The organism is Streptomyces sp. NPDC093544, from assembly GCF_040683495.1.
GTDB lineage: Bacteria > Actinomycetota > Actinomycetes > Streptomycetales > Streptomycetaceae > Streptomyces.
This window is the reverse complement of the sequence record NZ_JBFBEA010000045.1, coordinates 24237-45816: the sequence shown is the minus strand read 5'-3', so window position 1 is coordinate 45816 and position 21580 is coordinate 24237. Positions and strand designations below refer to the sequence as shown.

The 21580-nt window shown below is 68.9% G+C and carries 16 protein-coding genes and 2 pseudogenes; 6 read left to right on the top strand and 12 right to left on the bottom strand.

Annotated elements, in window-relative coordinates; translation table 11 throughout:
- Nucleotides 1–204: 204 nt before the first annotated feature.
- Complete coding sequence (locus AB0N66_RS39920) at nucleotides 205–1743, bottom strand: ISL3 family transposase (protein ID WP_365445001.1); 1539 nt, start codon at nucleotides 1741–1743, stop codon at nucleotides 205–207.
- 921 nt (nucleotides 1744–2664) lie between these two features.
- Here AB0N66_RS39920 and AB0N66_RS39915 point away from each other — a divergent pair.
- Nucleotides 2665–3893: pseudogene (locus AB0N66_RS39915) on the top strand (IS110 family transposase).
- Here the strand turns inward: AB0N66_RS39915 and AB0N66_RS39910 are convergent.
- Together AB0N66_RS39910 and AB0N66_RS39905 are read right to left on the bottom strand one after the other, a co-directional pair.
- Nucleotides 3886–4371, bottom strand: coding sequence for a hypothetical protein (locus tag AB0N66_RS39910; RefSeq protein ID WP_365444995.1), 486 nt, complete (start codon nucleotides 4369–4371; stop codon nucleotides 3886–3888). The pseudogene AB0N66_RS39915 and the gene AB0N66_RS39910 overlap by 8 nt on opposite strands.
- A 1140-nt stretch (nucleotides 4372–5511) precedes the next feature.
- Nucleotides 5512–6396, bottom strand: a complete 885-nt coding sequence (locus AB0N66_RS39905; RefSeq protein WP_365444992.1) for a LysR family transcriptional regulator — start codon at nucleotides 6394–6396, stop codon at nucleotides 5512–5514.
- 81 nt (nucleotides 6397–6477) lie between these two features.
- Here AB0N66_RS39905 and AB0N66_RS39900 point away from each other — a divergent pair, with 81 nt between their 5' ends.
- The 5 genes and pseudogenes from AB0N66_RS39900 (at nucleotide 6478) to AB0N66_RS39880 (ending at nucleotide 10868) form a co-directional block, all read left to right on the top strand.
- Nucleotides 6478–7203: an SDR family oxidoreductase gene (locus AB0N66_RS39900; protein ID WP_365444989.1), complete on the top strand. Its 726-nt coding sequence runs from the start codon at nucleotides 6478–6480 to the stop codon at nucleotides 7201–7203.
- A 284-nt stretch (nucleotides 7204–7487) separates the two neighbouring features.
- Nucleotides 7488–8381: pseudogene (locus tag AB0N66_RS39895) on the top strand (IS481 family transposase); the annotation flags it as partial.
- Entirely contained in the window at nucleotides 8382–8720 is a 339-nt protein-coding gene (locus AB0N66_RS39890; RefSeq protein WP_365444998.1) for a transposase, read from the top strand.
- A gap of 766 nt (nucleotides 8721–9486) precedes the next feature.
- Nucleotides 9487–9996, top strand: coding sequence for a lytic polysaccharide monooxygenase auxiliary activity family 9 protein (locus AB0N66_RS39885; protein ID WP_365444986.1), 510 nt, complete (start codon nucleotides 9487–9489; stop codon nucleotides 9994–9996).
- A gap of 146 nt (nucleotides 9997–10142) precedes the next feature.
- A complete protein-coding gene (locus tag AB0N66_RS39880; protein ID WP_365444983.1) occupies nucleotides 10143–10868 on the top strand; it encodes a chitinase in 726 nt (241 codons plus the stop codon).
- A gap of 71 nt (nucleotides 10869–10939) precedes the next feature.
- Here the strand turns inward: AB0N66_RS39880 and AB0N66_RS39875 are convergent, their stop codons facing one another.
- The 9 genes from AB0N66_RS39875 to AB0N66_RS39835 form a co-directional block, all read right to left on the bottom strand.
- Entirely contained in the window at nucleotides 10940–11794 is an 855-nt protein-coding gene (locus tag AB0N66_RS39875) for a transposase family protein (RefSeq protein ID WP_365444981.1), read from the bottom strand.
- Nucleotides 11795–11865: 71 nt separating this feature from the next.
- On the bottom strand, nucleotides 11866–12021 hold the full coding sequence (locus AB0N66_RS39870) for a hypothetical protein (RefSeq protein WP_365444978.1): 156 nt from the start codon (nucleotides 12019–12021) through the stop codon (nucleotides 11866–11868).
- A gap of 264 nt (nucleotides 12022–12285) precedes the next feature.
- On the bottom strand, nucleotides 12286–13155 hold the full coding sequence (locus AB0N66_RS39865; protein WP_365444975.1) for a DUF3592 domain-containing protein: 870 nt from the start codon (nucleotides 13153–13155) through the stop codon (nucleotides 12286–12288).
- A gap of 191 nt (nucleotides 13156–13346) precedes the next feature.
- On the bottom strand, nucleotides 13347–17507 hold the full coding sequence (locus AB0N66_RS39860; RefSeq protein WP_365444972.1) for a trypsin-like peptidase domain-containing protein: 4161 nt from the start codon (nucleotides 17505–17507) through the stop codon (nucleotides 13347–13349).
- 4 nt (nucleotides 17508–17511) lie between these two features.
- A complete protein-coding gene (locus AB0N66_RS39855) occupies nucleotides 17512–17820 on the bottom strand; it encodes a trypco2 family protein (protein ID WP_365444969.1) in 309 nt (102 codons plus the stop codon).
- A 528-nt stretch (nucleotides 17821–18348) separates the two neighbouring features.
- Nucleotides 18349–18846, bottom strand: coding sequence for a hypothetical protein (locus AB0N66_RS39850; protein ID WP_365444966.1), 498 nt, complete (start codon nucleotides 18844–18846; stop codon nucleotides 18349–18351).
- A 60-nt stretch (nucleotides 18847–18906) separates the two neighbouring features.
- Complete coding sequence (locus tag AB0N66_RS39845) at nucleotides 18907–19359, bottom strand: nuclear transport factor 2 family protein (RefSeq protein ID WP_365444963.1); 453 nt, start codon at nucleotides 19357–19359, stop codon at nucleotides 18907–18909.
- The gene (locus AB0N66_RS39840) at nucleotides 19356–20645 is read right to left on the bottom strand and encodes an alpha/beta hydrolase (RefSeq protein ID WP_365444960.1); all 1290 of its coding nucleotides are present in this window, start codon (nucleotides 20643–20645) and stop codon (nucleotides 19356–19358) included. Before AB0N66_RS39840 ends, AB0N66_RS39845 begins: the two co-directional genes overlap by 4 nt.
- The gene (locus AB0N66_RS39835; protein ID WP_365444957.1) at nucleotides 20645–21508 is read right to left on the bottom strand and encodes an NAD(P)H-binding protein; all 864 of its coding nucleotides are present in this window, start codon (nucleotides 21506–21508) and stop codon (nucleotides 20645–20647) included. The genes AB0N66_RS39840 and AB0N66_RS39835 overlap by 1 nt, the downstream gene beginning before the upstream one ends.
- Between the last annotated feature and the right edge of the window lie 72 nt (nucleotides 21509–21580).

Below are 21580 nucleotides of genomic sequence, written 5' to 3'. Positions count from 1 at the left end.
CCCGGCCGGGACGTGCACAGCGGCTTCCGCACCGTCCCGTGGACCCGCACAAGCACTGCCCGACACCCCCCGCCGTGCACGGACCGTACACGGACCGTGCACGGACACTGCACTGAGCCTGCGAGTGTCGGCATACGGCTCAATATGGCCCTGGCAAGATTTCCGTGAAGCCGGGCTGTGCCACCGTGCGCCGATGACGCTCCGTCACGGGAAGCGGCGTCGGAGGTGGGCCATGAGGACGACGCGGTGGCGCAGGAGCGGAACGCCGGCGCGGCCGGCCATGATCCGTTTCTGGAGCTTCAGGTCCGTGATCCGGCCTTCGTTGACGCCGGAGTTGAACGGGGTGGTGATGCCCTGCACGACTGCGGGCTGGTCCTCGCGGATGGCCTTGGCCAGGCTCGCCAAGGCAGACAGGCCAGAGGCCGCGAGTTGGTCGAGCCAGGCCGGCAGCGGGGCGGCGTCGCAGGCATCGAGCATGGCCGCGAACTGCCCTACCAGAGTGTGGGTTTGGTCGAGCTCCGGGCAGTGTTCAAGCAGCCGACGGAGTGCCTCGGTGGGGTGCAGGCCGCGCTTCGGCGGTGTGGTAGTGATCCACCGGGCGACCTGGCGGGGCGATGGTGGCCGCTCGCGCGGTGTGTCGATCGGCAGACCGCGGCGTGGCGGCGCGATGGCCATCTTGACCCGCTGGTAGTGGCCGCCGTAGCCCTTGGCGACAATCTCCTGGTGCAGCACGGTCGCGGTGTGCTCGCCTTGCTCCCAGCGCTGCCTCAGATACTCCAGATACGGGTCGAGGCTCGTGGACCGGCGGGGCGGAGTGCGCCGTACGCACTCCTGCCAACAGGCAGCGCGTGCGTACTTGGCCACGGTGCGGCGGTTCAAGCCGAGCTCGCGGGCTATCGCACTGAGACTGCGGGCCGTGCCGGCGTACTCCTGGACCCTCTCGAACAGTCGCTTCGCGTGACGGAGGGCGGGAGTATCGGCCGCCTCGCACGGTTCGTCCGACGGCGTTGGGGCCGGTTCGGGTTCACGTACTGCCGCGGCCAGGCAGCCGCGGTGGGCCGCAGCGATGTCCGAGACCCGCCTCGACAGCCCCTGCCACAGGTGAAAACGGTCGCTGACCTGCACCGCGTCCGGGGCTCCCTCGGCGATGCCCTGCCGGTAGACCAACGAACCGTCCCGGCACACCACCTCGACGCCGGGATGCGCACGCAGCCAGGAGGCCAGCTGCTCGGCATCGCGCCCGGCCCACAACTCGATCGGCAGCCGCGTGTCGGCATTCACGAGCAGCGTGCCGTAGACGTCCGCGTACAACGCGAAGTCATCCACGCCCAGCACCCGCGGCGTCGCGACCGACGGAAGTCCCATGCGCATCAACTGGAACAGCACACTCGTCCGCGACAACGGCGTCTTCAAGATGCACAGAAGCCGGGCCCCGCCACGGCCGGCGAGCAGCACCCCGGCCATCTCGACCAGATGCTGCAGCAGCGGACTGCGACGCTGATAGCGCACCGTCAGCCCCTCCACCTGCTCGGCAAACGTCCGCCGACCGCAGTCCGTACTGGCACAGAACAACCGCCGCACCGTCAGACTGATCAGCACCGGGCGGCCCCCGGCAGCGACATCGGCCAGCGTGCGGGAATACCGGCTGTGCACCCGCGCCGACTCGCACTGGCAGTCCGGACACGCAACCATCAACTCGCGGGTACGGGCAGCGATACGGACCACGCCGCCCGCCAACCACACTCGTTCCACCCGCACCGCATCGAGGTGCGGCGACACAATTCGTACGAGGTCATCACACTCACCGAAGATCCCGCTACCCGTGACGGAGCGTCATCGGCGCACGGTGGCACAGCCCCGCTTCACGAAAATCTTGCCAGGGCCAACCAGAGATGTACGCCAACAGCAGGAAACGGACCGGGACAGGGAAGCGGACGGGAACACACACAGACACAAAACCCCACCCCACCCCACCCCCGGCCGCAGGCACCCAGCAGTCACCCACCAGCGTCCCGCCACCGGGTGAAAAGACGGGGCCGCCATCCCCGCCGCCCCGGACAGCACCCCCGGACAGTCCCGCCACCGGCCGCACTCCAACCACCGCACGACACGCACCTGCACCGTCGATGCACCGGCGGCGGCGACGCGAGCGGCGAGGAGGAACACCGTCCCCGCCCCCGCCGGAGCCCGGGCCAGCGGGGGCGGGGACCCCCGCGATCCCCGCAGTCCCCCCTGGTCCCCGCAGTCCCCCCCTGGTCCCCGTGTCCCTGTAGTCCCCGACGGCCTTCTCCACCACCGACACGGCCCCCGCGATCCCCGCCCGAGCTGCTGCCCGGCCATAAGACGAACGCGCGGACCGGCGGGAAACCACCCAGCCACCACACAGCCCACCACCCCGGCGGCCCCGACCCCCCGCCGACCCCGGTCACCAGATCACCGCAGGCCCCCCCGTTACCGTTTTCGTGGCTCCGCAATGGGGCTCACCGGCCTTCGGGTCCGGCATGGCTTCCCCCCTTGTTGTTAATGATCCGAGGGGTGGTGTCACCGGGCCCGGAGGCATCGACGGACCGCTGATGAGGGGCTTGAGCACCGGCTTCACCCGAGCCGGAAGAGCTCTCCGTAACGTGGGTGTGGCAGCTCGATGCCGAGGCACGGCCGGACGAAATGCGTGACCGGAGGGGCCTGCACGTGATCGACACCGGCGACATCGACGTCTTCCTCGGCCTGGACGTCGGCAAGGGCGAACACCACGCCAACGCCGTCACACCGGCCGGGAAGAAAGCCTTCGACAAGCGGCTGCCCAACACCGAACCCAAACTCCGCGAGCTCTTCGCGAAACTCCAGGCCAAGCATGGAACGGTGCTGGTCGTAGTCGACCAGCCAGCCTCGATCGGTGCCCTGCCGCTGGCGGTTGCGAGGGACATGGACTGCCCCATCGCCTACCTGCCCGGACTGACCATGCGCCGGATCGCCGACCTCTACCCGGGCGAGGCCAAGACGGATGCGCGGGACGCGTTCATCATCGCGGACGCGGCCCGGGCGATGACTCACACGCTGCGGGCCATCGACGGCGAGGACGAGACGATCGCCGAGCTGGAATGATCGTCGGCTTCGACGACGACCTGGCCGGTGAGGCCACCCGCGTCGCCAACCGGCTCCATGGCCTGCTGACCCAGATCCATCCCTCGCTGGAGCGGGTGCTGGGGCCGCGGTTGCAACACCCGGCCGTCCTGGCCCTGTTGGAGCGGTTCGGCTCTCCGTCCCAGATTCGCAAGGCCGGCCGACGCCGCCTCGTCACGTTGTTACGGCCGAAGGCGCCGAGGATGGCCGAGCGGCTGGTCGAGGAGATCTTCGCTGCCCTGGACGAGCAGACCGTCACTGTTCCGGGCACCGAGGCAGCCGCTTTGATCGTCCCGAATCTGGCCGGATCGCTGACCGCCGTGCTTGACCAGCGCAAGTTGCTGGCCGGGCGGATCGAGGAACTGCTGGAGGCCCACCCTCTTCCGAAGGTCCTGACGTCCATGCCGGGCATCGGCGTCAGGACCGGCGCACGGATCCTGATCGAGGTCGGCGACGGCAGCACCTTCCCGACCGCCGGTCACCTCGCCGCCTACGCGGGCCTCGCCCCCGCGACCCGCAACTCGGGCTCCTCGATCCGAGGCAAACAGCCTTCCCGGCGGGGAAACAAGCAGCTCAAACGGGCCTTCTTCCTCTCCGCTTTCGCCGCTCTGGGCGACCCGGCATCGCGGGCCTACTACGACAAGAAGATCAGCCAGGGCAAGCATCACACCCAGGCCCTGCTCTGCCTCGCCAGACGCCGAGCCGATGTCCTCTACGCGATGCTCCGCGACGGAACCTTCTACGAATCCCGGCCGCCGACTGCGGTCACCTGACCAACGGCTCCGCAAGGAGGACAACTCGATCAGCCTCGACATCGAACCCGAGCACCGGATGGCCAGAGTCGCTCTCCGGATCCATCAGCACCGACTTGCCCAAGTGCCGCCCGATCTCACGAAGGAAGCCACAGAACACATCTAGTCGCGCCTGGCCCTGCAACTCCCGCAAATTGACGTCGAAGTCAATCTCATCGTCGGTATGGAAACGGAAGATCGCGAGCACACCGGGCACCGGCCAAACTCGCAAACTTGGGCACTCGGCTTCCGCGGGGCGGGCCAGAACGGCCGCCGCGCGAGGCACCGGAAGCACCGTCTCGCCTTCGGAGTACTGGTACTTCCAGCCCCTCTCAACGACAAGATCGAGGACCCACTGCCAGTCCTCCACGGAGGCACCTGGGACCCGCACATCCGGCAGCGACCCCATCAGGTCCGGATCGAAGAAACAGCTCACGTCGTCCCACAGCAGATCGGCCATGCCGCCATGCTGCCCGCCTACGCGAACCAACGCAGCCCCGTTTCGCTTGACCAAAGAGATAGGGGCCCCCGCTGCACCACCACCGTTCCAGGAGGTGCATGCGACAGCAGCGCCACCAGACGCGTACCGGCATCGGGTGTGAGTAGTTGCGGTACAGGAAGTGCCGTTGAGATTGATCATGGTCGGCTAGCTGTGTCGTCTCGTGAGGTTGGTTCCACGGCCGCGATCACTGCACGGTCGGCCCCGCCTTCTCGCTGACCTTCGCGTCCCGCTCCGCTGATACCGGGCGGGGAGGTCGCTGGTGTCGCCGATGAGTCGGCGCGCAACTCCCTCGACAGGATCCGCACCCATCCGGGTTTCGTGAGCAATGCCTCTGGGCTTGCGCCTACTCTCCGATCCCCTTCCAACGGACGACCCGGCCGCAGCGTCGGCAGCGATAGAGCAGAGCGTCGTTCCTGAACGCTTCGGCTCGCCGGCTTGCCTTTATTTCCTTGATCCGGGTGTGGGCGCACCGGGTGCCGGCCGCTTCGGCTTCAGCACGGTACCCGTAGGACCACCACGAGCTGTCCGGTCCGAAGTTGAACTGTTTTCCCGACTCCTGGTCGCGTGCGGGCCACCAGCACCGCAGCAGGCCACCCAGTCCGACCCACAGGGACCATTCGTCACCGCATACCGGGCAGCACCAGCCCTTCCCGTGTTCGTACCTGCCCAGCGAGTGGCCCCAGCCGGGCCGCTGCCGGTACTCGGACAGCCCGGAATACTGTTCTCGCCAAGGGTGCAGGCTGTAAGCCCTGGGCCGACCGTAGCTCCAACACGAGTGCCCCAACATGCGCCTACCGCTCATGCTCCCCACCTCCAGCAGAGAACCCGTGTGCCGCGGGCGCCTGGTAGCGAGCCCCCCGCACGCCGCCTTGGGCAGGAAGCCTCCGATGAGCCGGACCGCCGGCAGCGACTACCACGTCATCTTCGACTTCAACCAGCCGCCGGAACGGCTCGGCACCTTCCCGCAGCAATTGTCGTTCGAGGAGTTCGTGGAACCAACCTCATGAGACGGCACAGCTGTTCTGTTCACAGAGGTTGGTAACGATATAGCTCTGGCTGGCCCCCGTTGACATCCGCGGAGTCGGGCGGCGAGGAGGTTCAGGGCGTGGGCGCAGCTGGTGGCGTGTTGCGAACCCCGGCCGCGGCTCGGGCCAGTGCGGCGAGGACCGATGAGTGGTGGCCAGCTGGCCATGCGAGCACGGTCGTGATGTCCGGGGCGTCGACGACGGGCACCGCGACATGGTCGGGCCACTGCCAGGCGCGGCTGGAGGCAGGGATGACGAGCAGGGTCTTGCCGAGCGCGACGAGCTGAGCGAGTTGTGACTGGGTGTGCACCTCTGGCCCGGGGCCGTCGGGGTAGGAGCCGTCGAGCCGGGGCCATCGGGCGATGGGAAGGTCAGGCACGTTGCCGACGTCCGCAAGGGTGAGCTGGGGACGTGCGGCGAGCGGGTGTCCTGACGGGAGGAGGGCGACTTGGCCTTCGGTGCAGAGGTCTTCGGTATCGAACCCGGCCAGGTCGTCGACCGGCCGGTGCATGAGGGCCACATCTGCGCGCCCGCTGCGCAGGAACCGTGCCTGCTCACCGACCTCGCACAGGACGACTTCGACCGGTGCCGTATCGGTGTCGGCTGCCGACGAGGCGAGGAGTCGTTGCAGCAGTTCGTGTGATGCGCCGGCTTTCGTCACCAGTACCAGTGGCCGCTGGAGATCCTCTGCCCGCCGGGTCCGGCGCGCGGCAGCCGCGACCGCATCGAGGGCTACCCGAGCTTCGCGCAGCAGGACACTGCCGGCGCCGGTGAGGGCCACCTTTCGTCGATCCCGGTCCAGAAGCTGGACGCCGAGCCGACGTTCCAGCTGCCGGATGGCGCGCGACAGCGGCGGCTGCGCGATCCCGAGCCGCTGGGCCGCGCGCCCGAAGTGCAGCTCCTCGGCGACCGCAACGAAGTACCGCAACTCACGGGTCTCCAGGTCGTCCACTCGCATACCCTATCCACCTCGTGATACCCGCCGAGTATCACAGCGTACTTGATCGATATTGGACGAAACGGACGCCGCGCGCTGAGCATGGGCAGCGTGAACAACACCAAGACAGCGCTGGTCACCGGCGCGAACAAGGGAATCGGCTTCGCCATCGCTCAGGGTCTCGGAGCCCTTGGCTTCACCGTCGCAGTGGGGGCGCGTGACGACGCCCGACGCGAGGAGGCCGTGCGGCGGTGGCATGCCGCAGGCATAGATGCGTTCGGAGTCGCCCTCGATGTCACCTCCGACGCCAGTGTCGCCGCAGCGGCGGCGAGCATCGAGAAGGAAGCCGGGCGACTCGACGTCCTCGTCAACAACGCAGGAATCTCCGGCCGGTTCGCGGACGGGGCGCAGGACCCCACGACCCTCGACCTTGACGTCCTGCGCACTGTCCTGGAAACGAACGTGTTCGGGGTTGTACGGGTGACGAACGCGATGCTCCCGCTGCTCAGCCGTGCCGCCTCGCCCCGGATCGTCAACATGTCCAGCAACATGGGCTCGCTGACGCTGCAGACCGGCCCGGTCATGGCCGCCTACGCACCCTCCAAGTCGATGCTCAACAGCGTCACAGCCCAGTACGCCCGCCGATTCGCTGACACGAACATCATCGTGAACGTGGCATGCCCCGGGTACGTCGCAACCGACTTCACCGGATTCGCCGGGGAACGAACACCTGAGCAGGGCTCCGCGATCGCCCTTCGCCTCGCCACCCTGCCCGACGACGGCCCCCGAGGCGGCTTCTTCGACGACAAGGGAGCCGTCGCCTGGTAACTCTGCGCGCGCGAGAACGCCGAGGTGGCAGTGGGCGCGCCACGCACCCGCCAGGAACTGGGGTGGACCCCACACCACACCGACATGCTCAGCATGATCGGCGAACCCCCGCCTGAGAGAGGTGGCGACCCGCGAAGAGCGCACGCGTTCCGCGCGAGCCCATCCACGTTTTCACAACCCGCTACCGAACCTCACCACTTGCCGGCGCCCATCCAACGGCCGGGTGCACGAGACATCACTCGTGCACCCGGCCATCGTCATCTTCCGAGCCAGAAAAACCCCGCATGGTCCACCGCAACGCACCCCTGACCGAGACCGGCCGCCTGCGCCTGGCGCAGTGCGTCGTCGACGACCAATGGCCACTCCGCCGCGCGGCGGAACGCTTCCAAGTCTCACCCACCACAGCGAAACGGTGGGCCGACCGCTACCGCGAGCAGGGACCCGCCGGGATGACGGATCGCTCCAGTCGCCCGCACCTCAGCCCGCGTCAAACGCCGACCCGCACCGAGCGGCGCATCATCAAAGTCCGCGTCCTGCGCCGCTGGGGCCCAGCCCGCATCGCCTACCTGCTCGGCCTCAATCCCTCCACCGTGCACCGAGTACTTACCCGATACCGGATCGCCCGGCTGTCGCACCTGGACCGCGCCACGGGCCGTGTCATCCGACGCTACGAGCACGCCGCACCAGGCGGCTTGATACATGTCGACATCAAGAAGCTCGGCAACATCCCCAACGGCGGCGGCCATCAAGTGCTGGGCCGCCAGGCCGGTCGCAAGAACCGGATCGGCGGGGGCTACAGCTACCTTCACGACGCCGTCGACGATCATTCCCGCCTGGCCTACAGCGAGATCCTCGCCGACGAGAAGAAGGAGACCGCCTCCGCGTTCTGGACCCGGGCGCAGAACTTCTTCGGCCAGGCCGGAATCACCGTCCAGCGCGTCCTGACCGACAACGGCTCCTGCTACCGCTCACGCACCTGGGCCAACACACTGGCCGACGCAGGGATCACCCACAAACGCACCCGCCCCTACCGCCCACAGACCAACGGGAAAGTCGAACGCTTCAACCGCACGCTCCTCGACGAATGGGCCTACGCCAAGCCCTACCTCAGCGAGCAGGAACGCCGCGACGCGTACCCCGGCTGGCTCCATACCTACAACCATCACCGGAGACACACCGTGGGCCTTCCCCCACGAGAACTCCGCGACCTGCAACTCCGCGTCCGCACCGAGCAACAGACACCCGAGTGGAAGACCCGCTACGCGGTCCGCTCCGGAGTGGAGGGCACGGTCAACGAGTTCGCCCACGGACACGGCATGCGACGCTGCCGCTACAGAGGCCAGGGAAAAGCCCACATTCAGCACGCCCTGACGGCCATTGCCGTCAACATCGAGCGCCTCAGCGGACTGCCGCCGACCGAGGAAGCACCCACGCCCCGCCGGCCCACTGCCTTCCAGAACCACCTCGACCAGCGCGAGATACCCCGGCCGAAGTCCTGGCGAACCCTGGGCAGTTGACCTCGGCAACTCCAAGATCCCCGACAGAGTCAAGCACGGCACTGCGCTTGTGATCGTCGATCAGGTCGCCTCGATCGGTGCCCTACCGCTGGCCGTCGCGCGACAGTCGCGGGTTGGGAACAGGTCCGCGAACTCCTCGTCGCTGAACGACGGCCCGAACTCGTCCCTGACCCGGATCGCCGGACTCCCTTCGGGAACGCGGTCGCGCCACCCGCACCGTCTCTGCCGAAATCACCGCCGGCTCCATCGACACCCCCACACGACAACATCGGCCTCGAAGACCACCACCGCGTCCGGGAGACCGACGTCACGCCAGCTCCCGAATCAACCGACAGCGCCGGGTGCGGTCCGGGGGCTTTGTCCTGAACCTCCGGCTCCGTACCAAGAGCAGCTTGAACTCAGGGCGCCTACCCGCGACAGCGCGGTCCAAGTCATGGGCCGGCGGAAAGACTTCGCGATCGCCATGCTGCCCTCCACGGTTCACTACTGCGTACGGTCAGTCGAAGAAGCCTCGCCAACTGCTGATGAGCCGTTCTCCCAACTGCCACATCACACCACGCTCTTGACGTGACCACCTCCACAGGTATGGTCTAGTCCAAGTAGCAAATCCCGCTTGGAGGGCGCACACCATTGCGTCTGCACAGTGGATTCATGCTGCCGGCCTTCGCACTCCTGGCCCCACCCACGAGAAGCCGACCCGCGTACCGGGTTCCCCACGACCCAGTACATCCACGGGAAGACACGCAGTGAAGGAGAGAACACAACCATGAGGAAGACAGCCGTACTCATCGGCGCGGCCCTCGCCCCGGTGATCGCCGTGAGCCTGCCCGCGGCCTCCGCGAGCGCACACGGATACATCTCCAACCCGCCCAGCAGGCAGGCGCAGTGTGCCGCCGGGACGGTCGCCTGTGGCGACATCACATACGAGCCACAGAGCGTCGAGGGCCCGAAGGGGCTGACGAGCTGCAGCGGTGGCAACTCCCGATTCGCCGAACTCGACGACGACAGCAAGGGCTGGCAGGTCACTCCGGTGAGCAGCAGCACTCAGTTCCAGTGGAATCTGACGGCCAGTCACTCCACCAGCACCTGGCAGTACTTCGCGGGCGGACAGCAGATCGCCGAGTTCAACGACAATGGCGCCCAGCCCGGCTCGACCGTCACCCACCAGGTGAGCTTCGGCAGCCTCAAGGGCCAGCAGAAGGTGCTCGCCGTGTGGAACATCGCCGACACCGCCAACGCCTTCTACGCCTGCATCGACGTCAACGTCGGCGGCTGAAGCGGCAGTTCACGGACCCCGGAGGCGCCCCTGCCGGTTCGCCCGCCCCGGCGGGCGAACCGGCCACTGGCGGGCCTTACCCCCCACCGCTCCCCTTCGAGGGGAAGCACGCGCTCTTTTCGCGCCTGATCCATGGAGTGATCCCCATGCGTCGACGTACGCTCGGACTGCTGACCGCGACCTGCTCAGCGGCCCTGCTGTCCTTCATGACCCTCGCCCTACCGGCGGAGGCCGAACCGACGACGGCCGCGGCCGATTTCCTCGTCAGCGAAAGCCAGTTCAACCAGATGTTCCCGAGCCGGAACTCGTTCTACACATACAGCGGTCTCACGGCCGCGCTGAGCGCCTACCCCGGCTTCACGACCACCGGCAGCGAAACGGTCCAAAAGCAGGAGGCCGCAGCCTTCCTGGCTAATGTCAGCCATGAGACCGGCGGCCTCATCTACATCGTCGAGCAGAACACGGCCAACTACCCGCACTACTGCGACTCAGCCCAGCCGTACGGCTGTCCCGCGGGCAACGACAAGTACTACGGCCGTGGCCCGATCCAACTGAGCTGGAACTTCAACTACAAGGCGGCGGGCGACGCCCTGGGCATCGATCTGCTCAACAACCCCGACCTGGTGCAGAACGACTCCGCGGTGTCCTGGAAGACCGGACTCTGGTACTGGAACACTCAGACCGGCCCGGGGACCATGACGCCGCACAACGCCATGGTCAACAGTGCCGGATTCGGCGAGACCATCCGCAGCATCAACGGCACCATAGAGTGCAACGGCGGCAATCCGTCGCAAGTACAGAGCCGCATAGACAAATACCAGCAGTTCGCGCAGATCCTGGGCGTGGACCCGGGCGCCAACCTGAGCTGCTGACCCGACACCCACACCGCTGCGCCGGACTTCGTCGCCAACGTGAAAGCAGGCGACCGTCGGTGAAGGAGCGGTCAACGCCCCTTCACCGACAGCAGTCGCTCGGGGCACTGGGCTGTCGCCGGATGGCAGGTCCCCTGGGTGGCGCGGGCGGGGTCGTTGCGGAGCTTGGTGAGGGTCCGCCAGTTCTTGAGGTGCGCGAAGCCGTGCTCGACCGGGGCTCGTCCGGCGGCCAGGATCCAGTTGGCTTCCTTCTGGCCGGGGCTGAGTTTGCGGGCGCGGGTGGCCTTGAAGCCGGTGACGATGACCAGGTCATTGGGGTCGTCAGGCTTGTCGACGCCGAGGGAGCCGAGGTCGGCGAGTGCGCCGAGGCCCGCTGCCTTCAGGTGCTCGACGAGCTGGTTGCGGCGGGCGGCGGTGGCGTCGTGGGTGCGGCCGGGCCGGGCCGCGGAGATCCAGATCAGGCGGCCCTTCTCGTCAGTGAGGGCGAGGAAGTGCAGGCCGTGGCGTTGGTGTTTCCCGGAGTAGTTCTTCCGGTTGGCGGTTCCGGTGCGGCGCTGGGTGGGGACGAGGGTGCCGTCGACCAGGACGACCTCCCCGCCCCTCTTGGCGATCTTCTTCAGAGCGCGGTCCAGACGCGGGGCCTTCGCGGCGAGCAGGCCGATCACCTCGTCGCGCCAGCGGCGGACGGTGGTGGCGGAGACCTGGTTGCCGCCGGGCATGTCAGCCAGGCGCTCATCGTGGCGGAGCACGGCCAGCACGATCACGGCGACCTTCCCGGGCGGCAGGGCCCGCCAGCGCGAACCTATCGTTTTCAGGTGGCGCCTGAGCAGGTCGGCGAGGTGGTTGACGGTCCGCGTGGACAACGACAGGCGGCACTGGTAGACAAGCGAAACGGTGCCCTCGGCGGGATCATTGGTTTTCGTCACACAATTCCAACGGCGGCCGGGGGCACCCCGGTTACGGCCCCGACCGGGTTTTGGGCAGGACCAGATCGCGGTCACCGGCGGACGGTGGACTTCCCGTCGGGGCGTTTGTGCAGCCAGCCGCGGTCGGCGAGCTCGGTCATCATGGCGCGCGACGGCTCCAGCTTGCCGCACACCCTCCCCGCGATCCCGTGGCGTACCTGCCCGGTGACGGATCGTAGGAGCGGCACTGCGGCGAGCGCCGCAGAACCCGAGGACGTCCCCGGCCGAACGGGCAGGCGATCTTGACGGGAGTCATCCGTCCGCAACCAGTCCGGGCACCCCGCCCGTGTACACCGGACCCGCGACCAGCGACAGTGTGGGCAGGTCGACTTACCGAAATGCCAAGGACACCGTTCCAGTCGACGGCGACTGGTCGGGTTCGGGGCGAGCGCGGGGCTGTGCGCGGGGTGGGCGTCGCCGCGGAACCGGCCGCCCGGCCCGTCTTGTGGGGCTCAGAGTAGAGCGTGCATGCCGGCCAGCGTCACGATCGCGCCCCAGGCGATCGTCACGACGATCCACGCGATCACCGTGCGGTGAGGATCGGAATCGTAGGGTGGGGCGAAGGCGAAGGTCGCGGGGTCCTCGGGGCTGTAGCGGACGGACAGCCGGGTCCCGAGGGGGACGTCGTCGTGGTGGGTCAGGCCGGCGGGGCCGATGCCGATGACCGTCAGACCCTCGTGCGTGGTGAAGGTGACGACGGCGGTGTAGGTGTATGTGGTGATCTCCTCGTTGTGATGGGCGTCGCGCATGAGGGAGACGACCTCAGCGGGAACGGTCGGTGCACCGTCGAGCAGAGCCCTGCGACGCCCTCGCCGCCGGATGGCGCCGACGCAGGCGCATGCGAGGAGGACGGTCAGGCCATCGCCGAAACCGAGCAGGGCCCAGCCGTAACTGTGGTGCTGGACGGTCGTGAAACGCACGAGCAGGACGGCCGCGCAGAGCACCGCGGCCCAGAACGCGCCGGCCAGCTCCTGTCCCCTGCTGACCGGCGAGCTCTGCACGCGGAACCGGGAGGGTTCTCCCGACGGGAAACGCACCCAGACCGGCCGGCCCGCCCAGGCGACGTACAGCGCGCCGTTCTTCCCGCCGGCCGTTCGCAGGGTCAGCTCCTGCGCAGTCGACGGGTCCTGGAAGGCCACGGCCACCGGCAGGCCGTGCGTTCGATCCGTCTCGGGCGGCGGTACGTCGACCCGCACGACCCGGGAGCCGACGGAGCGCGCCACCGGGTCCGAGGTGAACCCTGTCGCGTACCAGACCGCCTCCACCAGCGCCCACGCGCCGAAGCCGGCGGCCAGCAGCAGCAACAATGCGTTTCCTGACATTCGCCAATCCCCCGCCTCGCCACACGTGAGGTCGAACTCTGTCCACAACGGCGAGAGCCTTCCAGTTGCTGGACTGGAAGTCATCAGTGAGCCTGCGCGAGATTCGGAAAAGAACGACCTCTCAAGCAATGGGCCCCGCGGAAGCCCGCACATCTTGCCTGCACGTGGGCGGGCACAACCGGCAGTGCGGATCAGCCGTGAACGGACGGTGGGACTACGTCGATCCGGGAGTGGAGCAGGGACAGTTCCTCTTGGACGCGCGGGTCCCGCTGGTAGTCCATGTGTCCAAGGATCGGCGCCGGCAGGGGGTCGTGGGCAGTGCGGCCGTAGCGCAGGGGGTCCTTCAGGGGGCCGAAGTCCACTTCCGGCCCTTGCCCGGGCCAAAGGGAGACGGGGCCGCCGATCGGGTCGGTCAGCCGCCATCCGTTGCGCCAGGCGTGCAGATCGCGGTGGAGCGACTGTAGGTGCCTCGGGCCGAAGTAGGCGGGGAACCATCGGCCGTAGAGCCTGCCGAGGGGCGAGCCGCAGGTGAGGAGCAGGATGCGGTGGCGGTCGGTGGGGGGGAGTTGCCACATGGCGGCGGCGGCCAGGACGCTCCCCTGGCCTTGGCTGGAGACGACCAACCGACCGCCTACTCTGCGCAGGGACGTGGTCATCCGCCAGGTGAGGTCGGAGATCGCTCTTTCGGCGTAGGAGGGAGGGGCGAGCGGGTGGGCTGCCCGGGGCCAGAAGGTGCCGATGTCCCAGAGGATCCCTATCGTGCGCCGCGCCGCGGGGTTCCGATAGGCGCGCCAGCCTGACGCCAGCAGCAGGAAGAGGGCAGTGCCCGCGAGCCAGGGTCCGAGTACCTGGCCCATCTCCGCCAGCTGGGGCAGCGGGGCGGAGGCGGCGAGCGCGGCGTGGCTTGGGACTTGGTCCGTCAGCAGCGCGCCGAAGGTGGCCGTGGCACTGAGGGCCAGGACTGCCAGGGCCACTGTGCCGAGGACCGCCGGGGCGGAGTCGGTGAGTTTCGCCCGGGTCATCGCGACAGCGATGGCCCGGGTGCGCGCCGCGTCGTGATGCCCTCCGTGGCCTGGTAGTTCGTTGGGGTACTCGGGGAACAGAACCGTCACCATGTAGGCCATGTGCCGAATGAGCCGCCATTGTCGGCTCGCCGCCAGCATGGCCAGCGCCGCCACGACCAGGACGACGAGGGGGATCACTGCCGCGTTCCAAGCAAGCACGACGGGTGGCCCGTCGACCATGGATCCCTGCTCCCCCGCGGCGCCGCCCCCGTCCAACCAGTCGCCGAACCGTTCAGCCACACTGGCGGTGAAACCCACCGCCAGCCCGCAGGCGACCGCCGCGAACGCGGGGCCCGCCTGTCCCCCAAGCGCCGGGAGCGCACCGCTGGCAGAGCGTTGGAGCAGCCAGGCAGTGACGGCGAGCGCGACCACGAGAAGCCACGGCACCACTGTCAGGTGGACGAGGTCTTCGGCGCCGGGAACGCGCCCGACAGACTGCCAGCCCGGCCGGGACCAGCCGATGTACACGAGAGCGAGGACGAACAGAGTCACCGCGGCGGCGGGCAGGAGCCGTACCAGCGGCGAGCCGCGCCGTACGTCCACCCGAGCCTCGCTGCCGCCGCCCTGGCACGCGGCCACGAGCACGACACTCCAGGCGACCGCCACCAGGGCGGTCAGGATCCAACCCGCCGTCCTCAGCGTCGCGTCGCCGACCGGTTGGCGGTCGTGGTCCAAGCCCGCCGCAACCAGAACGCCGACGATGGTAAGGAGGCCCGCCGCGAAGTGGGTCGCGCGCAGGTGCAGCGCGCGCCGCCGCCCATACCAGAAGCCCGGCAGGGCCAGCTTGGACGCCCGGGCGCCATACCCGTACTCCTCCTCCGCGTGCCGTGCCGGCGGAGGGGAGGCCGGCTCGTGCGTCCGGTGGGACAGCGCCCAGACGGCCAGGAGCACGCTGGCTGCCCCAACGGCGGCCACCGTCAAGCGGCGGCCCGGCTGGGACCACCAACTGTCCTCGAGCGGGCTCACGAAGGCCAGCCACTCGTTGTCCTCCACGCACTGCCTGGTGCCGGCGCACTGCCACGCCACGAGGTCAAGTGCCACCTCGCAGAGGAGGGCGACCAACAGTACGGACAGGGCGAGCGCAAGGAGTCGCACGAGGACGTCGTACGCCTGTTGGGCTCGGTGCCGTCGAGCGCCGTCCGGCTTGGCCCAGTGAGCGAGGTTGACCGCCATGAACGGCAAGAACAGCAGCCACAACGCCCGGGCCGCGTTGCTCAAGGCCAGGTTCGACCAGGAGTACGCCTCGGAAATGGGCTCGCCGGAGTTCTCCCGCGCTCCGGACCTGCGGTAGATGCCGGCCATGCGGTCGCCCGCGACGAGTTCGACACGCGAGTCGTTCAGCATGCGTTCCGGTGAACTGTCGTCAACGCCGTGGATGGTCAGCTCGGTGATCCGCTCCCGCGCCCTGGCGAGGGCGCTCCGGTGCACCTCGTTGTCAGTGGCCGCCTCGACCGAGATGTTCTCGGCGAGCACCGGGGCGATGCCGATGCTCTCGGCGATGCGCTCGATGCGCCGGGCGTCGGTCGCCAGTTGCACCGCGCCTTCGGGATCTCCCAGAGAGGTGATCTGCTGGGCATAGCTCGAGAGCAGATAGTCCGGAGTACCCGGAGGCCAGCCGGCTTCCGCGTAGTCGGCGGCCCAAGTCTTGATGCGAGCCTGGTAGTCGTCGATGCCGTACCCGAGTGCTTTGCCAGCTGCCGCGAGCAGTGTGTCGTGGGCGAAGAGGTATCCGCGCTCCCTCCGGGTGGCGGGCGGGCTGTCCTGTGGCAGGGCGGCCAGCGCCTCTGCGGCGCTTCCGCTCGAGCGCAAGATCCGGCCGAGTGGGCCTCCGAGCCGCTGCTCGAGTTCGAACGGCCGTCGCCCGGTGAGTTCCTGCAGGTCTCGGACAGTCAGGCTGCCACGGGCGGCTGCGACCAGGCCGATGAGGTCGCGGGTCAGCTCGTCACCCCGCAGCGCCTCGTCCATCTCCCGGACCGCCTCGTGCTGTGTGTTCCGTGCAGCCGCTGACGGCTCGAGGCGCAGCACCGGACAGCCCTGCAGCGGGTGGTCGGCGTCGACGTCCGCGGGGAGGCCGGGATGGGACCGACTGGTCACCAGCACCCGCATATTGGCCGGCGGAGTGCTCGGCAGAAGGGAGGCAATGCTCGGCCCCGACGACCTGTCCTCGTCGAGCCCGTCCACGATCAGCAGGAGCGTGGTGCCGTCCGCCGCTACGCGTTTCACCGCTTCCGCCAGGAGCAGCCGCAACTCCCCTGCCCGGGCTGCCGGCGCGGTGCTGTCGATAGGGTCTCGACGGGCCAGCGCGGCGCACTGCTGGATGAGGGATTCGACGTATGCGGGGCTTTCCGCGTTGCCCGCGAGACGGTTGGTGATGAAAAACCACACCGGCACGATTCCGTGCGGCGGATGCAGCGAGAGCCACGACGCCAAAGCGGTCTTGCCTGACCAGGGGGCACCCTGGATCCACAGGTAGGGATCGGGCCCCGCGCAAAAGGCGATCAGATTCTCCAGCTCCGGCTGCCGGTCAAGGAGTTCGTCCGGCGCGAGGTCCTGCAGGTGTGCCGTGAACGCGGTAAGAGCCAGCTCATGGCGATTCGGAGGTATCACGTCCTCGAGGTCCTGGGGTCGTAGACCGACGCCCAGCACTATCTCGAGTGCGACGAGATCGCTGTCGGTCAGCTGTTCCGCCCACCTGTCCACCCGACTCGCCGCGAGCCGCCCCGGGCCGTCGGACAGATGGTGCTCGGCGATCACGCCGATGATGCGTCCACGGCTGTGCACGGCGGCTCCAGACATCCCCGACCACGGGGAGCCCTCCGTCACCGAGGCGGGTGGAAGGACCGACAGGTCGAGAGTGCCCTCGCGACGGTTGGACAGCACCGCGCAGGTGGCATGGACGTGCTCCGCGTCTCGGTACCGTGAGCCGTCGGGAGCAGTACGCATCTTGAAGGCGGGGAAGCCGACTGCGCTGCCGTGGATGACTGCGTCCCGCTCACCGGCCCTGCCGAACTCGGCGGGGACGGCCGGGGGTGCCCCGGGCACGGCCAGTACTGCGATGTCGATTCCCGCATGCGCCCAAACCACCGCAGATGTCGAGCCCATCTCGCCCGGCCGGTCCGCGTTGAAGCGAACCCGTACAGCTACCGCGTCCGCCACCAGATGCCGCGCGGTCAGAACCTTCTGACGCGCGATGAGGTAACCGGAACCACGTCGTCGGCCGCCACCCGGCAGTTCCACGATGACTTCGGCCGCGAACTCGACCCGGAGGCCGTCCGGCGCGGGTGGCATGCCCTTACCGCTCTCCGGCGACCTCGTCACCGGAGATCAGTGCTGTGCGCGTGGTTCCGTCGACACCCACGGCTCTGGGCTGGAGGGTCAGGGTGATCCGGTGCGTAGTCGTTTGCCCGTGCTTTCCGTCCGCTCCGGCCTCAACGACCCAGAACCGCACCTTGCCACTGCCACCAGCCTCGCGGGACACAGCCACGGTCGCTTCGACCTCAACAGGTCCAAGCTCGAAGCGCATCGGCTGCGCGGATCCATCGGCCATCGCGGCGATCAGCTCCCGGCGCAACTCGCGGATCATTTCGGTGAGTTCAAGCACGGTTCCCCCTCGCCCCAGTCTAAATGCTACCCGCCCGGTTGACGCAGATTGGGGAAACAACAAGGACAGGTAGACAGTGGCATGGAGGGCCGACGCGGGAACGACCGCTCGGGGTCCATGACACCCAGAGCCCGCCTCTCCGGTACCGAGCGGGAACCACTGCGCAAGCCCGCTCCTCAAAGGAGTCCCCACCACGCTCTCCCGGAGGCGCTGCCCGCCCTTCCGTCAACGTCAGCTGTCCGTTGGTGACGCCTGTCAGGCTGGCCGAGTCGCCTTTACAAGGCATCTGAGGTCCAGGTAGTTGGTGACGGCCCGCTCGGCGGCATAGGCACAGGACAACCCCTGGTGAAGTCGGCCCGAGAAGTGCTTCCAGGAAACAGGCAGGCCAGTCAAGAGACCGGAACCGCGCCCCGGGCCGACTTCACCAGCAGGGGCACTCCGATCGACCTTCCAGCATGTGCCGGTGGGACCGGACTGACACAGTCCGGTCCCACCGGCACATGGACAGCACCTTTTGAGCCTCTGGACCTATCCGGGGACCGGGGGCTGAAGGCCTGGCCCTGGCGGCGACGTCCGCGCTCGGGAGGCAACGGCCGTGCCCCGTCGGGTCGGGTCGGTGGTGCCTGGTTGCCAGGCCTGCCAACCGCGGGACAGTACGTAGGCCAGAGCGACGATCACGACGAGGGCGAAGTCGACCATGCCGGCCAACCGTGCCTCGGGAATGTCACCGACTGCCACAGCGAACACGACGAGGGCGGTCTTGCCGGCGAGCGCCAGCTCCCAAACGCCTGCCGCTTGGCGAGGCCTGGCCGCGAGTAGGGCGAAGAGTCCGATGAAAAAGGCGTAGGTGATGGTTCGCCAGGCCTCGACCCAGAGGCGGTCATCGGCCGCGTTGGTCATCCTGATGATTCCGTCGGCGAAAGCGCCGACCGTCGCGAGTGCGGCGAAGGCCGCGAGTCCGCGGCCGATGCGGTCTGCTCGGCCGGAAGGGGCGACGGCCGCGTGGACGTCGATTGCGATGGTCATGTCACTCCTTGAGTGCAGGACGGACGTGTTGGACGTGCGTGCGGGGCCGGTCGGTCTGGTTCAGTGGGTGGGGTCGAGGACGCCTCGATTGCCCTCGGCCCAGGCAGGTCGCACGGTGATCCGGGCGATGCGCCAGCGGCCCTCGGTGCGCATCAGCTCGATCTCCCCGGCGGCACCGTTGGACCACAACGGGCCGTCGTGGGCGGCTTCGCGGCGCAGCCACGTGAGGATGTTGACACTTGCCGTGGCGCGATCGCCGTCGAGGTCGACCAGCAGCGTCGTGGCCGCGTGCATCGTCGCGTCCAGGGGGTCGAGCTGCTCCTGGTAGTGCCGGGTCTGCTCCGCGGCGGTGCGCGACTGCGGTTCACCACCCAGCATCGCGGTGTAGTCCGAGACGACGGTGTCGGCGAGCAGGTGCTCGACGGTGTGCCAGTCGCGGCGGTCGAAGCCCCGGACAAGCTGGTGGACGACGTCCTGTATCTCGAACCGGTCGCTGATTTCCTGCAGGTTCATGAGATCTCCATAAGGTGCCGGGCTCGGGTGGTGTGGTCGTACCGGCTGTCGTCGGCGTGGCTCAGGGTGGTGTCGAGCCAGTCGAAGACGCGGGCCATGGCCAGACGTTCGGCGCCGGCGTGACCGTGGGCGTCGGCGCCTTCGGCGGCGGTGAAGTGCTGCAGGTGCGCGGGGGCGGTGAGGTGGTCGTAGAGCTCCTGGGGCTGGGGCTTCGTCGTCCCGTCACCGGCGAAGAACAGGTCGTCGCCCGCCGAGCAGACCAGCACCGGGCAACTGATGCGCTCGGCGACCCCGTCGCGCAGGTGGTAGTCCAGGTAGCGGGCGAGGAACTCCCGCGAGGTGGCGCTGCCGGTGGCGTAGCGGCCGTGACCGAACGCCCACCGCAGGGTGGGGCTGTCCCCCGCGGCGCGCTCGAGCAGGTCGTCGAAGGCCGGGTCGTGATCGGCGCGGGCGCGTCGCTCGACCTCCGCGCGGGGCAGGGGCAGCAGTCCGGTCAGTGCCTCGGCGGCGTCGTACACACCGTCGACGACGACCACGGCGGCCAGGCGCGGCTCATATGCGGCGGCCCGTGGGGCGAGCATCCCGCCCAGGCTGACGCCCATCAGCGCGACCCGGTCGTGGTCGACGCCGGGAAGGGTCTCGAGGTGGTCCAGGACCGGGCCGACCACGTGCTCCCAGTCGGGGCGCAGCACCAGGCCGCGGCGGTGGATCGCGCTGGGCTGCCCGGGCCCGTCGAAGGACAGCGCGTTGTACCCGCGGTCGAGGGCGGCCAGTCCGCCCAGGTAGTGCAGCTCTTCGGCGCTTCCGTCGAAGCCGTTGTGCATGACCAGCGTGGGGCGCGGGGCCCCGTCGAGGGAGGGGCGGTAGAACCAGCCCTCCAGCACGGTCCCCTCATACGGGATCCGCACCGGCTCGATCGCGGGCCGGTACAGGCTCGCCGCCGTCGCGAAGCAGGCGGCGCCGCGCTCGTAGGCTTCGTTGATCCGAGGGTCGTCTGGGTCGCCGTGGAGGAAGAACTCGGCGGTGCTGTAGTACGTCGCCGCGCGAAGCATACCGTCACGGGCGCTGACCCGGTGTCCTGCGGCCAGGCCGGCCTCGGCCTGGGCGCCGACCCGGTCGGCGGTTGCTAGCCACGCGTCGTGCCAGCTGTCGTAATCGCCGGAGGTGATCGCCTCGGCGCTGATCAGCACCTCGCCGATGTCGGATCCGCCGTAGGCGGCGTGTCCGAGAATCCGCAGCGTCTCGAACCAGAACTGCCGGTCGTCGGCGAACAGCACGGGGCGCATCAGGCCACCGCCTGCGCCAGGTGGGCCGAGTGGGTCCGGTGGGCGTCGATCAGGAAGTCGCGGAACGACCGAGGCGCCCGGCCGGTCACGTCCTGCACGGTCGTGGTGATCCGCTCCTCGCTGCCTCCCGCGATCTCTACGTCCATTTCGGCGAGCACCCGGGCGTAGTCGTGGGGCACTCCGCTCGCCTCGATCGCCGCGGTCAGCTCCTCGACCGTGATCGAGGTGTGGTGCACCGGGGTGCCGGTGACCGCACTGACCACGGCGGCGGCCTCGTCATAGCTGAGGGCCTGCGGGCCGGTCAGGATCAGCTCGCCATCGGGGATCGGCTCCCCCCGCAACAGCTGACCGGCGACGGCGGCGATGTCGTCGGGGTCGATGAAGGCCACCCGCCCGCGACCGGTGGCGGTGGTGATCCGGCCGCGTTCCCGGATGCCGACCGCCACGGGGTGGCTCCCGACGAAGTTCTGCATGAACCAGGAGGGCCGTAGTACCGCCGCCTCCGGGACACGGGCTCGCACCAGCGGCGGCAGGGCGCCCAGTCCCGACGGCGCGTCGGTGACCGCGGACGCGCTGAGCAGCACCGCCCGTCGAGTGCCGGCGGCGACGGCCACGTCGAGGAAGCCACCGACGGCTGCGGCCGGGTCGGAGTCACTGAGCGGGGCCACCAGGAACACCCGGTCCACGCCGTCCACGGCCGCGGCGAAGGTGCCCGGGTCCGCCCAGTCGAACATCACATGCCGGTCGTCGCCGGCCACCGGGTGTCGGCTGGCCGTCCGCACCGCTACGCCCCGAGTGCGCAGGAAGGCAGCGACTCGACGGCCGGTGGTCCCGGTCCCGCCTGTGACAAGAACAGTCCCCATGAGCTGGTCCTCCCCATTTCCATCCGGCCGGGACGATACCGTCCCGTCCGTTCCACCGGACCGTAGCACGGC

Bases quoted from the DNA above. Each gene is read 5' to 3' on its own strand.
- AB0N66_RS39910 (WP_365444995.1), bottom strand. From the start codon at position 4,371: ATGGCCGATCTGCTGTGGGACGACGTGAGCTGTTTCTTCGATCCGGAC.
- AB0N66_RS39905 (WP_365444992.1), bottom strand. From the start codon at position 6,396: ATGCGAGTGGACGACCTGGAGACCCGTGAGTTGCGGTACTTCGTTGCG.
- AB0N66_RS39900 (WP_365444989.1), top strand. From the start codon at position 6,478: ATGGGCAGCGTGAACAACACCAAGACAGCGCTGGTCACCGGCGCGAAC.
- AB0N66_RS39885 (WP_365444986.1), top strand. From the start codon at position 9,487: ATGAGGAAGACAGCCGTACTCATCGGCGCGGCCCTCGCCCCGGTGATC.
- AB0N66_RS39880 (WP_365444983.1), top strand. From the start codon at position 10,143: ATGCGTCGACGTACGCTCGGACTGCTGACCGCGACCTGCTCAGCGGCC.
- AB0N66_RS39865 (WP_365444975.1), bottom strand. From the start codon at position 13,155: ATGTCAGGAAACGCATTGTTGCTGCTGCTGGCCGCCGGCTTCGGCGCG.
- AB0N66_RS39860 (WP_365444972.1), bottom strand. From the start codon at position 17,507: ATGCCACCCGCGCCGGACGGCCTCCGGGTCGAGTTCGCGGCCGAAGTC.
- AB0N66_RS39850 (WP_365444966.1), bottom strand. From the start codon at position 18,846: ATGACCATCGCAATCGACGTCCACGCGGCCGTCGCCCCTTCCGGCCGA.
- AB0N66_RS39845 (WP_365444963.1), bottom strand. From the start codon at position 19,359: ATGAACCTGCAGGAAATCAGCGACCGGTTCGAGATACAGGACGTCGTC.
- AB0N66_RS39840 (WP_365444960.1), bottom strand. From the start codon at position 20,645: ATGCGCCCCGTGCTGTTCGCCGACGACCGGCAGTTCTGGTTCGAGACG.
- AB0N66_RS39835 (WP_365444957.1), bottom strand. From the start codon at position 21,508: ATGGGGACTGTTCTTGTCACAGGCGGGACCGGGACCACCGGCCGTCGA.